Annotated in this window: 10 protein-coding genes; 7 read left to right on the top strand and 3 right to left on the bottom strand. The window is 49.6% G+C overall.

Annotated elements, in window-relative coordinates; translation table 11 throughout:
• Window positions 1-11 precede the first annotated feature (11 nt).
• Window positions 12-704 (top strand): cytochrome b/b6 domain-containing protein, encoded by a 693-nt coding sequence (locus ACFFJP_RS19690; protein WP_377248425.1) that lies wholly within the window; start codon window positions 12-14, stop codon window positions 702-704.
• A 115-nt stretch (window positions 705-819) separates the two neighbouring features.
• Here the strand turns inward: ACFFJP_RS19690 and ACFFJP_RS19685 are convergent, their stop codons facing one another.
• Window positions 820-1,275, bottom strand: coding sequence for a c-type cytochrome (locus ACFFJP_RS19685; RefSeq protein ID WP_377248422.1), 456 nt, complete (start codon window positions 1,273-1,275; stop codon window positions 820-822).
• 139 nt (window positions 1,276-1,414) lie between these two features.
• Here ACFFJP_RS19685 and ACFFJP_RS19680 point away from each other — a divergent pair, with 139 nt between their 5' ends.
• Genes ACFFJP_RS19680 through ACFFJP_RS19670 form a run of 3 tightly spaced genes read left to right on the top strand, consistent with a single transcriptional unit; the run spans window position 1,415 to window position 8,890 of the window.
• Entirely contained in the window at window positions 1,415-4,420 is a 3,006-nt protein-coding gene (locus ACFFJP_RS19680) for a bifunctional diguanylate cyclase/phosphodiesterase (protein ID WP_377248419.1), read from the top strand.
• A 15-nt stretch (window positions 4,421-4,435) separates the two neighbouring features.
• Window positions 4,436-7,576: an amidohydrolase family protein gene (locus tag ACFFJP_RS19675; protein WP_377248416.1), complete on the top strand. Its 3,141-nt coding sequence runs from the start codon at window positions 4,436-4,438 to the stop codon at window positions 7,574-7,576.
• Window positions 7,577-7,591: 15 nt separating this feature from the next.
• Window positions 7,592-8,890 (top strand): amidohydrolase family protein, encoded by a 1,299-nt coding sequence (locus tag ACFFJP_RS19670; protein WP_377248413.1) that lies wholly within the window; start codon window positions 7,592-7,594, stop codon window positions 8,888-8,890.
• Between the two features lie 578 nt (window positions 8,891-9,468).
• Here ACFFJP_RS19670 and ACFFJP_RS19665 read toward each other — a convergent pair.
• A complete protein-coding gene (locus tag ACFFJP_RS19665; protein ID WP_377248410.1) occupies window positions 9,469-9,870 on the bottom strand; it encodes a translation initiation factor in 402 nt (133 codons plus the stop codon).
• 195 nt (window positions 9,871-10,065) lie between these two features.
• On the opposite strand from ACFFJP_RS19665, the gene ACFFJP_RS19660 reads away from it, so the two are divergent.
• The 3 genes from ACFFJP_RS19660 to ACFFJP_RS19650 all read left to right on the top strand — a co-directional run bounded on the left by ACFFJP_RS19660 (window position 10,066) and on the right by ACFFJP_RS19650 (window position 12,886).
• Window positions 10,066-10,743, top strand: coding sequence for a GAF domain-containing protein (locus tag ACFFJP_RS19660; RefSeq protein ID WP_377248407.1), 678 nt, complete (start codon window positions 10,066-10,068; stop codon window positions 10,741-10,743).
• A 90-nt stretch (window positions 10,744-10,833) separates the two neighbouring features.
• Entirely contained in the window at window positions 10,834-12,024 is a 1,191-nt protein-coding gene (locus tag ACFFJP_RS19655) for an amino acid aminotransferase (RefSeq protein ID WP_377248404.1), read from the top strand.
• A 115-nt stretch (window positions 12,025-12,139) separates the two neighbouring features.
• Window positions 12,140-12,886 carry a substrate-binding periplasmic protein gene (locus ACFFJP_RS19650; RefSeq protein WP_377248401.1) on the top strand — a complete coding sequence of 249 codons (747 nt, stop codon included), beginning with the start codon at window positions 12,140-12,142 and terminating at the stop codon, window positions 12,884-12,886.
• A 225-nt stretch (window positions 12,887-13,111) separates the two neighbouring features.
• Here the strand turns inward: ACFFJP_RS19650 and ACFFJP_RS19645 are convergent, their stop codons facing one another.
• On the bottom strand, window positions 13,112-18,142 hold the full coding sequence (locus tag ACFFJP_RS19645) for an Ig-like domain-containing protein (RefSeq protein ID WP_377248398.1): 5,031 nt from the start codon (window positions 18,140-18,142) through the stop codon (window positions 13,112-13,114).
• Window positions 18,143-18,173 lie beyond the last annotated feature (31 nt).

Here is an 18,173-nt window from a genome sequence, read left to right as displayed (position 1 = left end):
TCAGGTGTTATATGCAACAAATTCAATCCGTACCCGTGCAGATTTTTGACCTGGCGGTCCGGCTTTTTCATTGGTTCCAGGTCGTGTTACTGGCTGGGCTTTGGTATAGCGCCGAGCAGGAATGGTATGGCCTGCATCAGCTATTGGCCTACACGCTGGCATCGTTGTTGGGAGCCCGTTTGATTTGGGGGTTGATCGGCAGTGAGACGGCTCGGTTTCGACATTTTGTGCCGGCGCCGCGTCAACTGCGGCAATATTTGACAAACAAAACACCGGTCGCAGGGCATAACCCGGTTTCTGCGCTAATGATTCTGGCGCTATTTTTATTGGTGGCACTGCAGTTTGCTTCAGGTCTGATGACTACGGACGAAGTTATGACAGAAGGACCGCTGTATAGCCTGGTTCCGGACTGGCTGAGCAGTCTGGCCGGTAGCTGGCACGAGCTTGGGTTTAATCTGATGCTGGGCTTGGTGGTTGTGCATGTGCTGGCTGCACTGTGGCATCAATTGAGCGGGGACAAAGTCATTGGCGCGATGTGGCATGGCCGGAAGCCTCTGCCGGCAGACACCATAGCGCCGCGCCTGCTAAACAGCGTGAAATACTTCCTGCTCGTTGTGATTCTGTTTTGTGGCCTGATGGGGTGGCAGGGTAGTGCAGTATGGCCACAATTTTTGGCAGATCTGCAGACTATTCAAGCGATGTAACTCAAGCGATATAATTTCCAATAGAAAACGGAGCCCAGGCTCCGTTTTTTTATCTACAGCAAGTACGGTACAGCTATATTGCAGCAGCCATTTCCGGTGCTGATATTCCGCCAGATTAGTCTGCTTTGTATTTGTCGTGGCAAGCTTTGCAGTTGCCGCGGAAAGTGGCAAAGGCTGCTTTGATTTTAGCCTGGTCGCCGCTTTGTGCTGCAGTTTGCAGTGCTTTGGCGTCCAGTTGGAACTTATCTGCTTTGGCGGTGAAATCTTTAAAGTCGGCCCAGATCTCAGCTTTTGCTTCGCCACCACCGGCTTGAGTACCTGGCGTACTGAATGCTGGCCATGGCAGTGGTGCTACAGCGGCCAGTGCATCGGCACGTTGCTGGACGCGTTTGGCGTCAAAAGGAACTTTGCCTTGCAGCATCTCACCGATATCGCCGGTGTTATGACGGATCAGCGTAAATGCGGACTGGCGGTAATCCACCGCATCTTTGGCATCGGTAAAAGCGGTCGCGGCGGATACAGCAGCAGACGCCAGCGTGGCTAACAGGGCAGTGCACAGGAGTTTTTTCATCGTTCGATTCTCATTTGTCGGATTTGCATGCAATAATGCTAATGGTTTTCAGCACTTGGACACAATTGGTCTCATAGTGTTTTACCATCAGGCTATCGCAACGTCCAGTGATCGGACTTTCAACGAGCAGGCGTAACCCGTGAAGGAATCCATCTACAAGACGACTGGGCTCAATTCTCTCAGTATTAAATTCTCGGCACTAGTGTTTCTACTGACAGTGCTGGCCAGCACTGTGATTGCTTTTGCCATGTTGGCGCTGCAGCAGGATGTGTTGATTAATCAAGAACATGCTGAACTGGAGCAAACTACCACTCGCTATGCCAGACAACTGGATAACGAGTTCTGGCAAAAAGAAAAAAAGGCCATCAGCGCGAATCAGGTGGTGACGCGTTTTTTTCAGCAACAACAATTTGCAGCAGAACATCAGGCTGAAGCTTACGCTGATGGCAGTTTACGCAGCAAAGATGACCTGTCTGCGGCATTTCAGCAGCAACAGAAGTTTGTTAGCAAACCACATGGTTATTTCCAGCAGACAGGCCAGCTTTGGCAGCAATTAGCCCCAGTGTTGCTGGAAGATTTTTTTAATTTCTATTTTATTTCCAAAGACGGTTTCATCCGCATTGCGCCTGCCGATTGGGCGTTGGAGATCCCGGCCGATCATGATTTTAAGCAAGATGTCTTTTTTAATATTGCCACACCGGCGATGAACCCGGCGCGGTTACCGCGTTGGACCCCTCTCTATTACGATTCAATCTGGCAGAAATGGATGACCAGTCTGGTGATCCCGGTGTACATCAATGATGAATTTGTTGGGATCACCGGCACGGATCTGGTGCTGGACGACATTTTTGCCAATCTTGGTCAAATCGCGCAGTGGGAGCCGGGTCGTCAGGCGATGTTGTTTGATGGCAAAGGCAATTTATTACTCGATGCGCAGAACAGCCTGCAGCGGCAGATCGCCAAACCGCAAATGAATCAACTGGCGGAGGGGGTGAAACCGCAACAGGCTGAGTTACATCAATTCATGCAACAAGTGCTGAAACGGCCAACTGCGCAGGCGCAGATCAGTCGCGAGGTCGAAAGTTATGTGACCTCGACGGCACGGATCGATCGGCTGGATTGGCATGTGATGCTGTATCACGCCAAAGCCGACGTGGTCAAAGGACTGCAGGATTACCGCAACAAAGTGGTGTTGCTGTTTTTGTTAGTGGCCCTGATTGTCGCACTGGCGCTGCAATTTTTTATCTATAAATTTGTGCTCAAACGTCTGACTAATCTGGCCAACGCGGTGCAACGGCTGTCACACAGTGACGGTGTGCGCATTGAACTGGATGATCGCTCCGACGAAATCGGCTTGCTGAACCGGGCTTTTGCCCGAATGTCGGATGAAATCACGCAGCTGATCACCGGTCTCAATACCCGTATTCTGGAAAAAGAAGAAGCAGAGCGGGCGACACGTAAGCTTAGTAAAGCCGTGGCTTTTTCCAGCTCGGGCATCGTGCTGACTGACAGCAATCTGGTGGTTGAGTACGTAAACCCTTTCTTGCTGGAAATGATTGCCGCTGAGCCGGAGTCGGTCCTTGGCAAGTCGTTGCATTTGCTGTTTGCGCAGGAGATGCGTTTTGTCGGCGAAGATATCCTGCAAAGCTTGCAGGAGCGTCATCACTGGCGCGGCGACATGTTATTGCAGCAAGCCAACAAACAATTCTGGGCCAGTCTGGCCATCGCGCCCATTCGCGATGACAAAGGCGACGTCAGCAACTACGTCTGCGCGATGCAGGACATTTCGTTTATTAAAGAAAGTCAGCGCAAAATGGAACAACTGGCTTATTACGACGTGCTGACCGGCCTTGCCAACCGAAGTTATTTCCGCGACCAGCTCAGAAAAGCCATTGCAATGGCGGCACGTGGTTATTACCACTTTGCCCTGCTGTACTTTGATTTGGATGAATTTAAACGCATCAACGACACGCTGGGTCATGATGCCGGCGATGAATTACTGAAAGAAGTGGCGCGCCGGCTGATCAGCCGCTTGCGCGAAGAAGACACCATTGCGCGGCTTGGCGGTGACGAATTTGCGGTGATTTTAAGTGGTATTTCCGATAAAAAATCGGCGGCATTGATCGCAGAAAATCTGCAGCAGGCCTTTGCTCAGCCGGTGCGGCTGGCCGGTCACGATGTCGCGATCAGTGCCAGTATTGGCATCACTATCGCGCCGCAGGATGCGGACGAAGAAGAAATGTTGCTCAAACATGCCGATTTGGCGATGTATGAGGCCAAAGCGCGCGGCAAAAATACTTATCATTTCTTTAGTCAGGAACTTAATGACGCTGCCAATGATCGGCTGCATATTGAAAATCAGCTGCGTGAAGCGATCCGCGAGCAGCAGTTCCTGCTGTATTACCAGCCAAAAATTGATATTCGAACCAATGAAGTCAGAGGGTATGAAACGCTGCTACGTTGGTTAAGGCCAGACAATACGATGGTGCCGCCGCTGAAGTTTATTCCGGTGGCAGAATCAACCGGCCTGATTGTGCAAATCGGTGAGTGGATCCTTTGGGAAGCCTGCCGGTTCCTGGCGCGCCAGCATGCGCGGGGGCAGCTGATCACGGTGTCGGTGAACCTGTCAGCCCGGCAGTTTACTGATCAGGATTTACCTGGATTGGTGGAACGGGTGCTCAAACGCACGGGGGCGTTGGCTGAATACCTGATCCTGGAAATCACAGAAAGTATGTTGATGGGCGATACCGATGCGGCAATTACCCAGCTCAACGAGTTAAAACGACTCGGATTGGCTTTATCAATTGATGACTTTGGTACAGGCTATTCTTCGCTGAGTTACCTCAAGCGCTTCCCTGTGGACGAACTGAAAATTGACCGCTCTTTTGTCAAAGATATCCCTGATGACAAAAACGACATGGACATTACCGCGGCCATTATTGCAATGGCGCAGAAAATGGATTTACGGGTCGTTGCAGAAGGCGTGGAAACCGCTGAACAAGTGGATTTCCTGCTGAATAATGCTTGTTATCTGGTGCAGGGTTATTACTTCAGTATGCCTTTGGCCGAGCAGGAATTATCCCGGCTGAATTTCAGCGTTGTCAGCCAAAAATCTATGCAGAATACAGAAAAAACAATAACTTAAATCAGGAACATCAGAATGAAGCCACTTCGTTTATCGCTGCTCAGTGCAGCGGTTGTCTGTGCTGTTGCGCCAGCATGGGCCGATCCGACGCAGCCATTGCAGGGCATTCGTGATAACAGCGCCCAGTTGCTGGCCTTTACCGGTGCAGTTGTCCACACCGAACCCGGTAAAACACTGACTAACGCCACCGTACTGGTGCAAAGCGGCAAAATCACCGCGGTCGGCACCGATTTAAAAATCCCCGCTGGATTCCAGCAAATTAATGTCGCCGGTTACCACTTGTATCCAGGGTTTATTGATCTTTACAGCCAGTATGGTGTGGAAAAAGCAGCCGCCACATCGCACGGCAGCCTCAGTGATGGCCCGATGTATCAGAACGCCCGTAAAGGCGGTAATGCGGTGAACGCGGCGATTCATGCTGAACAGCGCTGGGCCGACAGCTTTAGTCCTAACGCTGATGACGCCAAAGCCTATCAACAGCAGGGTTTTACCGTTGTGCAGTCAGCCCGTCAGGACGGTATTTTCCGTGGACAGGCGCTGCTTGCATCCACCGGCAAAGGTTTGCCGGGTGAGCTGATTTTAAAAGCCGATGGTCAACATTTTTTATCTTTTGATCCGGGCAGTTCAAAACAAAGTTACCCGTCATCTCTGATGGGCAGTATTGCCTTGGTGCGGCAGACACTGGCGGATGCACAGTGGTATCAGCAGGCTTATGGTAAAACGGACTGGCGTTTGTTCCGTGAACCGGCTCCATTTAACGCCGCTCTGGCGGCGCTCGGCCAGTTAAATCAAAGTGGTCTGGTGTTTGAAATCAGCAATGAACGCAATTTATTGCGCGCTGACAGCTTACTAAAAGAATTTAATCTGCCGAAAGTCGCGTTGGTCGCTTCTGGTTATGAGTATGTACGCGCGGCTGAAGTGAAGAAAACCGGCCGCAACCTGATTGTCCCGGTGGCATATCCGGCCGCGCCTAGTGTCGGCAAACTCGATGACCAGCTGGATGTCAGTCTGGCGGACTTACGTCATTGGGAACGCGCACCAACCAACCCGGCGGCGCTGGAAAAAGCCGGGGTGAACTTTGCGCTGACGACTCATAAGCTGGACGATAAAACCAAGTTCTGGCCCAACGTGCGTACGGCCATCAAATATGGTCTGAGCACAGAAAAAGCGCTGGCGGCTTTAACCACAGTGCCGGCAGAACTGATTGGCATGCCGGGCCAGCTTGGCCGCATTGCTAGCGGCTATCAGGCCGACCTGGTAGTCAGTAAGGGCGACTTATTTAAAGACGGTGAAATCGTCGCCACCTGGAACCGCGGTGTTGAGACGCAGTTTAAACCGCTGCAAAACGCCGATGTTGCTGGTGATTACGCGCTGAATATTGATGGCAAAGCCTTAACACTGAACTTAAGCGGTGCTTTGGGCAAAGTGGAAGGCAAAGTTGTTCCTGCGGCAAAATCAGCTGACAAAGACGCTGATAAAGAAGCCAAACTGGAAAATCTCAGTGTCGATAAACAGCAGGTGCAGTTTGGTTTTAGCCTGAAAGATCTGGATGCTGGCGACGGCGTGGCGCTGTTTAGCGGTGTGATGGCTGGCAATCTGCTGCAAGGAACGTTGCAATTACCAGATGGCAGTCAGCAGGCGTTGACCTTAAGCCGTCAGGCTGCTGTAGCCAAAGCCGACGAGAAAAAAGCTGATGATAGCAGTCTGCTGTCGCAACTTAGTCTGCCGAATCAGGCGTATGGACTGATGAGTTCACCACAACGGCAAAACGTGCATATCAAAAATGCTACGGTCTGGACGTCCGATAAAGCCGGTAAGCTGGAAAACACCGATGTGATTGTGCGCAATGGTGTCTTTACCGACATTGGTAAAAACTTAAAAACGCCTTCTGGTTTTGTCGAAATTGATGCGACCGGCATGCATGTCACCGCGGGTATTATCGATGAACACTCGCATATCGCCATCGAATCCGGTGTCAATGAAGGTTCTGATGCGGTGACTTCAGAAGTCCATATCGGCGACGTGTTAAATCCGGATGATATCAACATCTACCGCGGTTTAGCCGGTGGTACCACCACAGCGCAATTGCTGCATGGTAGTGCCAACCCGATTGGCGGTCAGGCACAGGTGATCCAGCTGCGCTGGGGTGTATCACAAGAAGCGCTGAAATTCAAAGCGGCACCTGCCAGTATCAAATTCGCGCTCGGTGAAAACGTCAAACAATCGAACTGGGGTGATAATTACACCAGCCGTTATCCGCAAAGCCGCGTGGGTGTAGAAACCACTATTCGTGATGCGTTCCAGGCCGCTAAGGAATACAAAGCAGCCTGGGCTGCTTATGACGATTTATCTTCGTCTGAGCAAAAACGCACGGTACCACCACGCGTCGATTACCGCTTGCAAACGCTGGTGGAGATCCTTGATAACAAACGCTTTGTGCACACCCACTCTTATGTGGCTTCAGAAATTCTGATGCTGATTAAGCTGGCGGATGAAACCGGCTTTAAAGTCACCACTTTCACGCACATTCTCGAAGGTTACAAGACAGCGAAAGAGATGGCGGCACATGGCGCCAGCGCCTCGACTTTTGCTGACTGGTGGGCCTACAAAATGGAAGTGAAAGACGCGATCCCAACCAACACTTGTCTGATGGCTGATCAGGGCGTGGTGGTGTCGGTGAACTCGGACAGTCCGGATTTACAACGTCGCCTGAATCAGGAAGCGGCCAAGTCAGTGAAATACTGCGGCATGTCGGAAGAGGAAGCGCTGAAAATGATTACGATCAACCCGGCCATCCAGCTGAAGGTGGATCAGAAAGTTGGTTCTATCGCGGAAGGGAAGCAGGCAGACTTTGTGTTGTGGTCAGAGCATCCGCTGTCCGTGTACGCCAAAGCCATGCAAACCTGGATTGACGGCACCAAATACTATGACCGCAATGTCGATATGACTCTCAATGCCGGCATTGAACGCGAGAAGCAACAGCTGATCCAGAAAGTGCTGAAAGCTCCGGAAGATCTTAAAGCGGGCAGTGGTGGTGAGATGAAGAAGCCAGAGCCAATTTGGCACTGTGAAGACAATGGCGATTTTCTGGATCTGGCTTTTGGCCGTGTCTCAGCCGCGCATCAACACGCTCATCAACACAATCAGCAACACTAAGCAAAGGAGCTTCAGATGAATTTTAAAATGAATAGCCTGTCGCTGCTTTGCGTAGCAGCTTTCGCCACACCAGCACTGGCGACCTCAATAGTACCGGCAGCGGCGCAGCAAGGAGCTGTACTACTGAACGATGCGACCTTGCACACGGTCAGCAATGGTGTAATGGAAAGCACCGATCTGCTGATTGTTGACGGTAAAATCGCTGCGATCGGTAAAGATCTGGCGGCACCTGCTGGCGGTACAGTGGTTGAACTGCAGGGTAAGCATGTCTATCCGGGTCTGATTGCACTCGCTAACCAGCTGGGTCTGGTCGAGATTGAAGCGGTCCGCGCGACCGACGATACCCGCGAAGTTACGGACACGAACCCGGATGTGCGGGCACAAGTGGCTTATGATGCGCAGTCGGATGTGATCCCGACCGTGCGTTCGAACGGCATCAGTTATAGCCTGGTGTTCCCGGCCGGTAGCCTGCTGATGGGCCAAAGCAGCCTGATGCAACTGGATGCCTGGAGCTGGCAGGATGCGACGGTTAAAGCCGGGGTCGCGCTGCATATCAACTGGCCAAATGCCAGCGTGCTGAGCTCACCATGGAATCCGAAAAAACCGGAAGAACTGGCCAAACAAAACGCCGAAGATTTACAAAAGCTGTATGACACCATGGCGCAGGCCAAAGCCTATGTTGATGCGAAAAAAGCCGGTGCTATCAAAGCGCTGGATTCGCGTTGGGAAGCGATGATCCCGGTATTCAGTGGCGAAAGAGCCGTATTTGCTCATGCTGAAGATGCCCGGCAAATTCGTCAGGCCATTGCGCTCGCTGACAAATATCAGTTGAAACTGACCATTGTCGGTGGTCGCGACAGCTGGCGGGTGGCGGATGAGCTGGCGGCGCGTAAAGTGCCGGTGATCTTTGGCTCGCCATTTGGTATTCCGGAGCGGGATGACGAAGCGGTAGATACCGCTTACGCCACACCGGCAAAGCTGGCCAAAGCAGGCGTGACCTTCGCACTGGCGATTGGCAGCTACTGGGATAGCCGCAACCTGGCGTTTGGCGCCGGGCAAGCAGTGGCTTTTGGTCTTGATAAAGAACAGGCGCTGGCTGCGGTGACATTAAATGCCGCGAAAATTGCCGGTGTTGATGACAAGCTGGGTTCTTTAGAAGTCGGCAAAGCAGGTACTGTTGTGGTGTCAGAAGGCGACATTCTGGATTATCGCAGCAGCAAAATCAGCCAGATGTGGATTGACGGCCGCGCAGTTGATTTAAACAACAAACAAAAAGACCTACATCAAAAGTACCAGCAGCGCTATAGCCGCTAATTTTGTTGAGGTGTTTTGATGAGAAAAGCGGCTTCGGCCGCTTTTTCTGTTTTTAGGTTTGAATTGGTGTTGTTGCGTGTCCGGGGCAATGCGCAGAGCGAATAGCACTGATAGGCGGGAATTGTGATCAACATTGCGCTTTTCCGCAACCGGAGCTTTATGCGTCGTGTATTGGATGTGGCGCTTTGTTCGCGGTGTATTTCGCTGCGCTCTATACACCCTACGTAATGTTATCAGCCGGGTGTGATGCCCATCAGTTTGCGTCTCGAAACCCCGTTTTCTTCCGGCCAACGCCAGAGGCGTTGGCGTAAAGTCGGTGGGATGCCAAATTGTTGGCATCCCGAAATCCCGACTTTACCCGGCTCGTCGCGGAGCTCCTCGCGTAAAGTCGGTGGGATGCCAAATTGTTGGCATCCCAAAACCCCGACTTTACCCGGCTCGTCGCGGAGCTCCTCCCGGCCCTCACCGGAGGTTCGGGCGTTCGCCGGGCATGCAGCCAAATTGTTGGCTGCATGAGATTCCCAGCTCACCGTAAAGTCGGTGGGATGCCAAATTGTTGGCATCCCAAAACCCCAACTTTACCCCCCCGACCACTTGTGTTTGTAGCCGAGTTTGGTGAGTTCTTGCTGGATGACTTCGCGTTTATCGCCCTGAATTTCGATGATGCCGTCTTTGACGGCGCCACCGCAGCCGCATTTCTTTTTCAGCAGCGCTGCAATTTCAGCGAGTTTCTCTTCCGGTTCTGCGATACCGGCGATGGTGATGACACCTTTGCCGCTGCGGCCTTTGGTTTCGCGTTTGAGGCGTAAGAAGCCGTCGGCAAAAGTCTGGCCTGTCGATTTTTCAGCTTTGGGCGTGTCAATGCGGCCGCTGTCAGTGCTGTAGACCAGTCCATCAACGGTTGGCGTGGTCGGTTTTGGCGTGGACTGGCCACCTAATTGTTGTTGCCAGTCGGCTAACGAGATTTTTTTCGAACTCATCATCAGTTCCGTCTTGTGGTGTGCTGTTGTTCAGCCGGGAATCGTGGCAAGATAATGCAACACAAGGCGCACAGCAATGCTTCCGTTTTCATCCGTTGCAATTGCTGGCGTAAACGCTGAATTTCCCCGCACGGTCTTGGATTTTTCCCTTATTCTGGTAGACTGCGGCGGCACTTTTTAGAAATCTGGACGGCTATGCCTATTCAATCTTATCTTTCTCGTTGTGGCTTCAGTGCAGATGCCTTTTCCGCTGACTTTTATCAGCAAGTGACCGATTTCCAGCAGCAACTGGCGACATTAACGCCGGCAGCTGAGGTGAAATGGCAGTTCCGGGTGCCTGAGCTTGGCGAGGGCGGCAGTTGTTCGTTGTTTGGTCAATTGGCGGATGAGCCCTATGACTTAACCCCCATTCTGGGCGGGCAAACAGATGCTAACCAACAGTTACTGGCCAAAGTAACCGCCATTGTGCAGTTTTATCAGGTCAACAGTGCCAGCCACTGGTTTGGGGTATATCAGCGCAGGCATAATCCGGCGGGTGAAACGGTGTTAGTCAAACTGGCCTATTTTGGTGCTGAAAGCCGGGCTGAATTTCCGCTGACGGCTGAATTCGCCGCTATCAGCAATAACAGTACCGTGGGTTTGTCGGGGCAGGGCCGGATCATCAACAACGTCGCAGCCTATCTGGCACAGGGTGGCGAGTATTATACCTGTGACCCGAAAGTACAGGCGGAAGCTTGTCTGCCATTGGTTGACGCTAATGGTGATGTGCTTGGCATTATCGATTCCGAAGCCTTTACGCAGAATTTATTTGATGGCAAAGAACTGGCGCTGCTGATTGCAGTGGCGCTGACTTTGCCTGCGCTTTTGGCCTGAAAACATCAGACCACAAGGCCATAAGGCTGAGGTTATGCTTCAGCCACAGAATTATTAACAGTATCAGCAACAGTAACAGGTGAGCACTTTATGTTTTCTCGTTTACAGCCGGTAGCGACAGATCCGATTTTGGGTTTAATGGCCGCTTACAAAGAAGATCCGAATCCACTGAAAGTTGACCTCGGTGTCGGTGTCTACAAAGACGAAGCGGGCCATACGGCTGTGCTGGAATGCGTAAAAAAAGCTGAAAAACTGCGGCTCGATCTCGAAGACAGCAAAACTTATATCGGCATGGCCGGCGACTTGAGTTTCAACGCTCACATCGAAAAACTGGCGTTTGGTCCGCATAAGGTGTTATTAGAAGGTCGCACCACCACTGCACATACCCCAGGTGGTACCGGTGCGCTGCGTGTCGCTGCTGAATTTATCAAAAAAGCCAATCCAGATGCGACCATCTGGGTCACCAGCCCTACCTGGGCTAACCACATTTCGATGTTTCAGGCCGCAGGTCTGAAAGTTAAAGAATACGCCTACTACGATTACGACACCAAAGGCCTGAAAGAAGACGCGATGTTTGCTGACCTCGCGACAGTGCCAGCCGGTGATGTGGTGCTGGTGCACGCTTGTTGTCATAACCCAAGCGGCATGGACCTGAACTTTGCTCAGTGGCAGAAATTTACTGCACTGGCTAAAGAGCGTGGTTTTACGCCGTTAGTCGATATGGCGTATCAGGGCTTTGGTTTAGGCCTCGATGAAGATACTCAGGGTTTGCGTTATTTAGCCAACGAAGTGGAAGAGCTGATCCTGTGTACGTCTTGCTCGAAGAATTTCGGTTTATACCGCGAGCGGATCGGTGCCGTGTCTGTGGTCGTCGACAGCAATAAAATGCTGGAAACCGCACGCACCAACCTGTTAGCAGTGGTGCGCAGTATCTACTCGATGCCACCGGCGCACGGTGCCATTATTGTCAGCCATATTTTGGATAGCGCCGAACTGACTGCGTTATGGCATCAGGAACTGGCGGTGATGCGCAACCGTATCAACGACTATCGTCAGCTGATCATCGACAAGCTGCAAGCTGAAGGTGTCCAGCAGGACTTCAGCTTCATCACCAAACAACATGGTATGTTCAGCTTCCTTGGCATCAACAAGGAACAAATCGAACGGCTGCGTAAAGAATTCAGTATTTACATGGTCGGTTCCAGCCGCGTCAGCATTGCCGGTCTGAACCACAGTAATATTGATTACTTTGCTAAAGCAGTAGCAACAGTGCTGAAATAATTTTTAGTCACGCTGTCACCGCGTTTTCGCAAAACTCAACAAAGGCAACTTAACGGTTGCCTTTGTTTTTCAGGCTGTTTAAGGTAAAGCAAAGCGGCACAAAGGAGTGCAGACAGTGCGATGTAAAGTTGGACCGGCTTGGCTGTGGTCTAAATCAGCAATGCTGCTGTGCTTTAGTTTGAGTGCATCAGCCCACGCAGCTGAACCGCTGCGAGTGGTGCTGGAAGTGTCGCCGCCACATCAGACGCTGGACAACGGCAAAGTTGGCGGCCTGACCACTACGGTCGTCGAGGCGATGCTGCAGCATGCCGGTTTGACCCCCGTCTACGAAGTGTATCCCTGGGCACGTGCATTTCGCATCGCCGCCACAACGCCGGATGTGTTGATTTACAATATGGCGCGCACACCAGATCGTGAAGCACAATTCGAATGGATTGGTATTGTAAACAGCTATAAGTTTGGCTTTGTAAAACTGCGTGAGCGCAAAGATATCAAGGTCGGCCAGCTGGCGGACATCAAACGCTATGTAATTGGTGCGCAGCGCGATGACTTCTCTGCGGAGTGGCTCAGAGACGTAGCGAAGCAACCACCGAATAAGTTGGAACTGCAACCGGATGTCATCGAAACCTGGCGTATGCTGGTAAACGGTAAGCTGGAGTTGATGATTGACGACCCGCAGGCGATTGACGACATGCTGGTTAAATACAATCTGGCGCACAGTGACGTTGAATTTGTGATTTTCCCAAAAGAATTGGAACAACGGACCTGGATCGCACTGAAAAAGGGCTCTGATCCGAAGTTGGTGCAACGTTTACGTGCCGCATATCAGCAGGTAGAAAGTTCGCTAGAACTGAAAAAGTGATGGAGTCGGTGCTGCCGCAGGGTTAGGGAACTGGTGTTAACCTGGTTAAAACAAGCGACCGGTAATTTGTCTTAATGACGCACCTCACTGTCAGCCTAAATAAAAAATCCCCGTAAAAACGGGGATTTTTTATTCTGAGCAACTGCCGCAAAAAAAAGGTTACTTCACCGTTCTGGTAAAGCAGTGAAGTTATACCGAATACGAAATGCCGTCACTTCCAAGGTCTTAAGGTGATATTTGACGGATGCGTTCGCCATTCTTTGCATCTTTAGTCACTACATACAGTCTTCCATCCAATTCTGCCATTGATGACGTTGGATCGATAAATACACCTTCAGGCAGCTTTATTTGCTCTGTCTGAATCAGACCATCCAAAGAGCGGATTTTGTATATTTGTTCGCCGAGTAAATACACATTTTGTTGGGTGGACAGTGCTTGATGGAATGTGAAATTTAGAGACGAAATTTCTCCATTAATGGTGTTAAAAGCGCGCCCTCCATAGGTGAGTATGGTTGAGCCAAGCACTATTGCTTTCGAGTTGGCTAAGTCTCCAAAAGTACTACTCAGGATCTTGATCGACTCACTTGCTAGATTGAGTTGTGCCAGCTGCAGATTGCCATGGAAATAACCGAGCCCAAACAGCTGCTGCTGGAATTCGAAGACGTTCAATAACTCACCAAAAGCCAAGGCACTATTTAATTCGATGGTTAAATCGTTTAGATGCAAGATCCCTCCGCGATGCGGATAAGGCGGTGGAACTCTGAATGTCAGATAGAATTTGCCTTGGCTCACATTTAAAATTCGTCTGATTTGTATGTTATCAAACAGTTTGAGTTCTTGATATTGGCCTGTGATCAGACTGAATTTACGAAAACTGCTGCTGAATGCCTGCGGGTTTTTCGGAGAGGGAAGTAGCACAAAATAGTAAAAGTCATTGTCTATTAGCACTCCTTGGCTAGTTTGTGCCATCGCTCCTTGGGTGCCATTAGCTTCAAACTTGTTGGATTCAACATTAAAACGATAAAACTCGTTATTTTTAACCTGCCACAATGCAGTCGTTCCTGCCAGCAGCTTTCTATCACTTTGCTCTTTGAATGGTTGCAGCATATCAGTATCAACAATATCGGTACGCCCAGTCTGAGGCTGATAGCGTTTAATCAGCCACTGGCCATTGTGCTCGTACCAGAATAATTGTTGATTCCAACCAGTCAGTTGCCGGATCGGTGTCACTGGACGGGATTTGACAGAACTGACAGGAATATCAATGGTTTGCTCTGCATTTATCCGGTTTAGCCTTGGAACACTTTTACGACAGGACTGATACGAAAAGAAACTCGTAGAACGTATGCAGCTATCGGCAATTGTGATGATATCAGCTTCCGTGTTGTTCACGCTGGGCAGCTGTACCCACATTGTCGGCTGTAAGTATCTATCCACTCGTTGATCAGTGACCAATTCAATAATTTCTGGTTTCGTCTGTGATGGGGCCAATTTAAACGTGCTTTTTGTATAGTTTTGTAGCAGAAAAGTTCCATTGTTGCTTAGGGTGAGAGTGGTAAGTAAAGAGACACCATGCTGCTTGGTACGAATCAAACTGGTATCAATCAGGTCAATCCGTTGAGTTGGAATATGTAAGCGTTTTAATTGAGAGGCCCCAGTTAGAGAGTAGGTTGAGAATAAAATGTATTCCGGTGAGAATGCCTCAATGGAATAGGACCGTTCGTTGCGCAATGCGGCGATATTTAACGTTGTCTGTTCGTCACTATATCGATGTTGCATCACCACACTATCTTTCGTTTTAACGAAAATGTAGTTTTGTTGTACTGAAATAGGAGACCAAAAATAGACGTCATCAGGCACATCATAGGTCAGCATTGACGGCCATTCAGTACAACGATATGGTTTTTCGTTCAGTTGGCAAAAAAGTCCATCTTTTTCATAGTCGAAAGAATTTGTTTGTGTTGGATTGGTGTTGTCTGGATGAAACTTCATGTCCTCTGTATTTAGACGATACCCTTTGTTGTTGCCGCATCTAAGAACTAAAGTTTCTTCCAATGATAAACTACACCCATACTCGGGAGCTGGAGCAGAGGACGCAAACACACTGCTAAATGCAGCAGTGGCTGGTTCAAACCATGTTCGATTATTAATGAGTAAGCGCTGGCCAATTTTCTTCAAATCCAAATTTTCCAACTGATTTGTGCTTGAAGCTATCCGCAGAAGACTTTGTGGTAAATCTATTACCTTGGTAATCTGGTTCGTGTCCGGTTCCAGTTTCAAAATGGCATACGCATCTTGTTCTAGCGCCGCAATAAAATAAACCTGCTTGTCGAGTACAAAGATATGTTGGCTTAATGACGAGACCGATCGTTGAACACTCTCTTCCTGCGGATCGATGACCTGCTGCGCCAACAAGGGATTGGCACATGCGTATATCAGGATAAAACTAAACAATAGTTGCCGCATGATTGGTTTACCTTGTCTATTTATCCGACTCATCACAGAGGACTGGTTAAAAACATCGCGGCGTGTCAGTGCGCGCTTTGCCCGCAGGCGCAGTTTCCGCAGTACGACAAAAGCGCTGAACAGGTATAACCAAGTGACTGACAGCGTGCCGCCTGATTTGCCACTTTCTGGGGTGGCTGGTGGTTCTGGCTTTTCCGGCGTGACGATTGGCGTTGCACTGACGTTGATTAGCACTTTTGCATTGGCACGGCCACCACGGCTATCTTCGATGCTGTAATTGATTTCATCGCTGCCGACATAACCCGCTTTTGGCTGGTAGCTGAGTTGCTGATTAGCCTGAATAGTGACTGCGCCATGGGTTGCTTTGGCTTCAACAACAGCTAGATTGTCTAAGTCCGGGTCGCTGTCATTTTTCAGCACCTCAATTGAGATTGTAGTGGTATTGTTCGTGCTGGCGGTATCATCAACTGCCACCGGAGCCCGATTGTCCAACTGGATCTGGCGGATGCGTTCGCCTTGCGCGCCATCTGTTGCCACCAGATATAGTTTGCCAGCAACTTCGGCCATCGTTGCTGTGGAGTTAACTACAGTGGTTGCGCCAAGGGATATCGGTTGCGACTGTAAAACACCATTTCTCGATTGTAGCTTTTGCAGGCCGTCACCCAGCAGATATGTACTGTCGGTAAAAGTGAGGGCTTGATGGAAGCGCTCGTTGAGCGGTTGTCCAATCCATGTGCCGTCGGCACTGAATTGCTCTCCTGAGCTGGCTAAAATGGTATTGTTGATAATAATTGCTCGACCGCTATGGTCTGAACTTTCATTGAGGTCAAAGCGGAGTTGCTGTTTCAAGTCGAGCTTTGACAGAATCATGCTGGAGCCGGTACCAAGATCGCTGAAAGAGGTTTGGGACGAAAAACCGAATAGTTGTTGCTGATGCATAAATACTTTGGTCAAGTGATGGCTATAATTGATCATACCGCTTGAGGCTGAATAGCCAGCGAATGCATCGTTTTGCTCGATGGTTAGCGTGGTTAAATCCAGGATCCCACCTTTTAAATCACTGTAACTCCAATACGACCCAGTGTTAAATGACAGATATATTTTACCTTGATTAATCCCCAAGATCCGAACGTTGTCTATATCTGCAAATAATTTCAATGTTTGCTGCTGGCCAGAGCTTAAATTAAAACGATTTAAACTGCTGCTCTCGCTAAACAGTGGATTATTGACGAAATAATAAAAATCATCGTCAACCAGCATGCCCATCTCTTCAGTTACAGGTTCTGGTCCTGTGGCGCCAGCGATACCGTTGCTGTCAAAACGGTTGGTGGTTGGGTCAAAGCGGTAAAAATGATTTTCACTGTACAACCATAACGCCGAGTTCCCCGCTAACAGGCGGCCGCTTTTATCTGTAGCGACAATATCAATTTTTCCGGTGCGCGGTTGTAAGCGCTTAAAGCGTGGCTGTTCGTCGGTTTCATGCCAAAACAGTTGTTGATTCCAACTGGTCAGTTGACGAATTGGGGTGGCCGGCCGGCTCGTAACAGACTTCAGTGTTACAGGAGTTTGTTGTTGGTTGCTGACATAAACAAAACCAGGCGAATCCGAGACCACACAGCTGATTGAGCTGTATAAACTGGCGCCAATGCTCCATTTGTAGCAAGTGTCAGAAGTGATGAAAGCACCATCGCCGAGCAAAGTCGTTTCGGGTTGATAACTATCATTGTATGAACCGCCGACAGACACCGGTTGTTGTACAACTGCAATTTTGACGTCCTGAGGAGACAACCGCCAGCTCGCAAGAACTAAACCATTGCCAGACCATCGCTTCCAAAGCAGGAAGTTGCCATCAGGCCCAAAGGTTTTGCCTTCCACCCCAAAAAGACTGGCGGTTGTGGCTGTAATATCTATCAGATCGATCCGTTGTGAGGGTAGATGCAATCGTTTGATTGTAATAGGGCCATATGGCAGTCCTGTTTGATACAGAACATAATCCTTGGCGAATGCGATGTAGCTTTCTTGGTTTAGCTGCTCGCTGAGCAGAGCGCTGGTATCCAGTTTTTGCCGGTCGCCATTTTTTCGTGACTGCATGATCACATCCCCATTGGGTTGCACCCAATACAAGTATTCTTGCTCAATATGCAGCTTGGCGTTCGGCTGATTCTGATAGCTGGTTAAGAATGTTAAATCACCGCATACATCTGCATTGCATAACAATTCTTTGCCTTTAAACGAATGAGAAGACGTCTCGTATATTTCCTCAGTTGGGTAAAATAACGAATCGGTTTTATTGAAGCGGTAAAACTGCTGCTGCAGTTCAAAATCCTGATAATCACTGCATACCAGTAATAAATCTTGGTTCCATTGCAGTTTACATTGCGCTTTAAAAGACGGAGGTTGTGCAGCAAAGGTGCTTTTAAAAGTATTGGATGAAGGGTCAAACCATTGCCGGAAATTTGGCATGAATAACTGATTGCGTATTGGTAATATTCCTTCTACATCGTCCTGCAGATAAACTCGCTTCCCTGGCAGTAGTTGCATTTCTTCAGGGATATCGGCAACTTTATTAAACTGCTGGCTAGTAGGATTAAACTTCATCAGCGCTGTCGATGCGATTGACCCGGTTAACTCGGCAACAAAATACACTTCATTGTTGACGGTTACGAGAGACGAGACTGCTTTGACTTGAGCATTCACATTTTTTTCAAGCGGGTCAATTACCTGTTGGGCTTGCAGTGGCACGGCAAAAATTAACCACAATAGCGACAGTGGTATCCATAGTTTTAGCATTAATCGTCCTTAATCTGCTGGCGACAAACTG

Source organism: Rheinheimera tilapiae (assembly GCF_042432165.1).
GTDB lineage: Bacteria > Pseudomonadota > Gammaproteobacteria > Enterobacterales > Alteromonadaceae > Pararheinheimera > Pararheinheimera tilapiae.
The sequence above is the reverse complement of the archived record's forward strand: the minus strand, read 5'-3'. Positions and strand labels throughout refer to the sequence as shown.

Bases quoted from the DNA above. Each gene is read 5' to 3' on its own strand.
- ACFFJP_RS19660 (WP_377248407.1), top strand. From the start codon at position 10,066: ATGCCTATTCAATCTTATCTTTCTCGTTGTGGCTTCAGTGCAGATGCC.
- ACFFJP_RS19670 (WP_377248413.1), top strand. From the start codon at position 7,592: ATGAATTTTAAAATGAATAGCCTGTCGCTGCTTTGCGTAGCAGCTTTC.
- ACFFJP_RS19685 (WP_377248422.1), bottom strand. From the start codon at position 1,275: ATGAAAAAACTCCTGTGCACTGCCCTGTTAGCCACGCTGGCGTCTGCT.
- ACFFJP_RS19675 (WP_377248416.1), top strand. From the start codon at position 4,436: ATGAAGCCACTTCGTTTATCGCTGCTCAGTGCAGCGGTTGTCTGTGCT.
- ACFFJP_RS19665 (WP_377248410.1), bottom strand. From the start codon at position 9,870: ATGAGTTCGAAAAAAATCTCGTTAGCCGACTGGCAACAACAATTAGGT.
- ACFFJP_RS19645 (WP_377248398.1), bottom strand. From the start codon at position 18,142: ATGCTAAAACTATGGATACCACTGTCGCTATTGTGGTTAATTTTTGCC.
- ACFFJP_RS19655 (WP_377248404.1), top strand. From the start codon at position 10,834: ATGTTTTCTCGTTTACAGCCGGTAGCGACAGATCCGATTTTGGGTTTA.
- ACFFJP_RS19690 (WP_377248425.1), top strand. From the start codon at position 12: ATGCAACAAATTCAATCCGTACCCGTGCAGATTTTTGACCTGGCGGTC.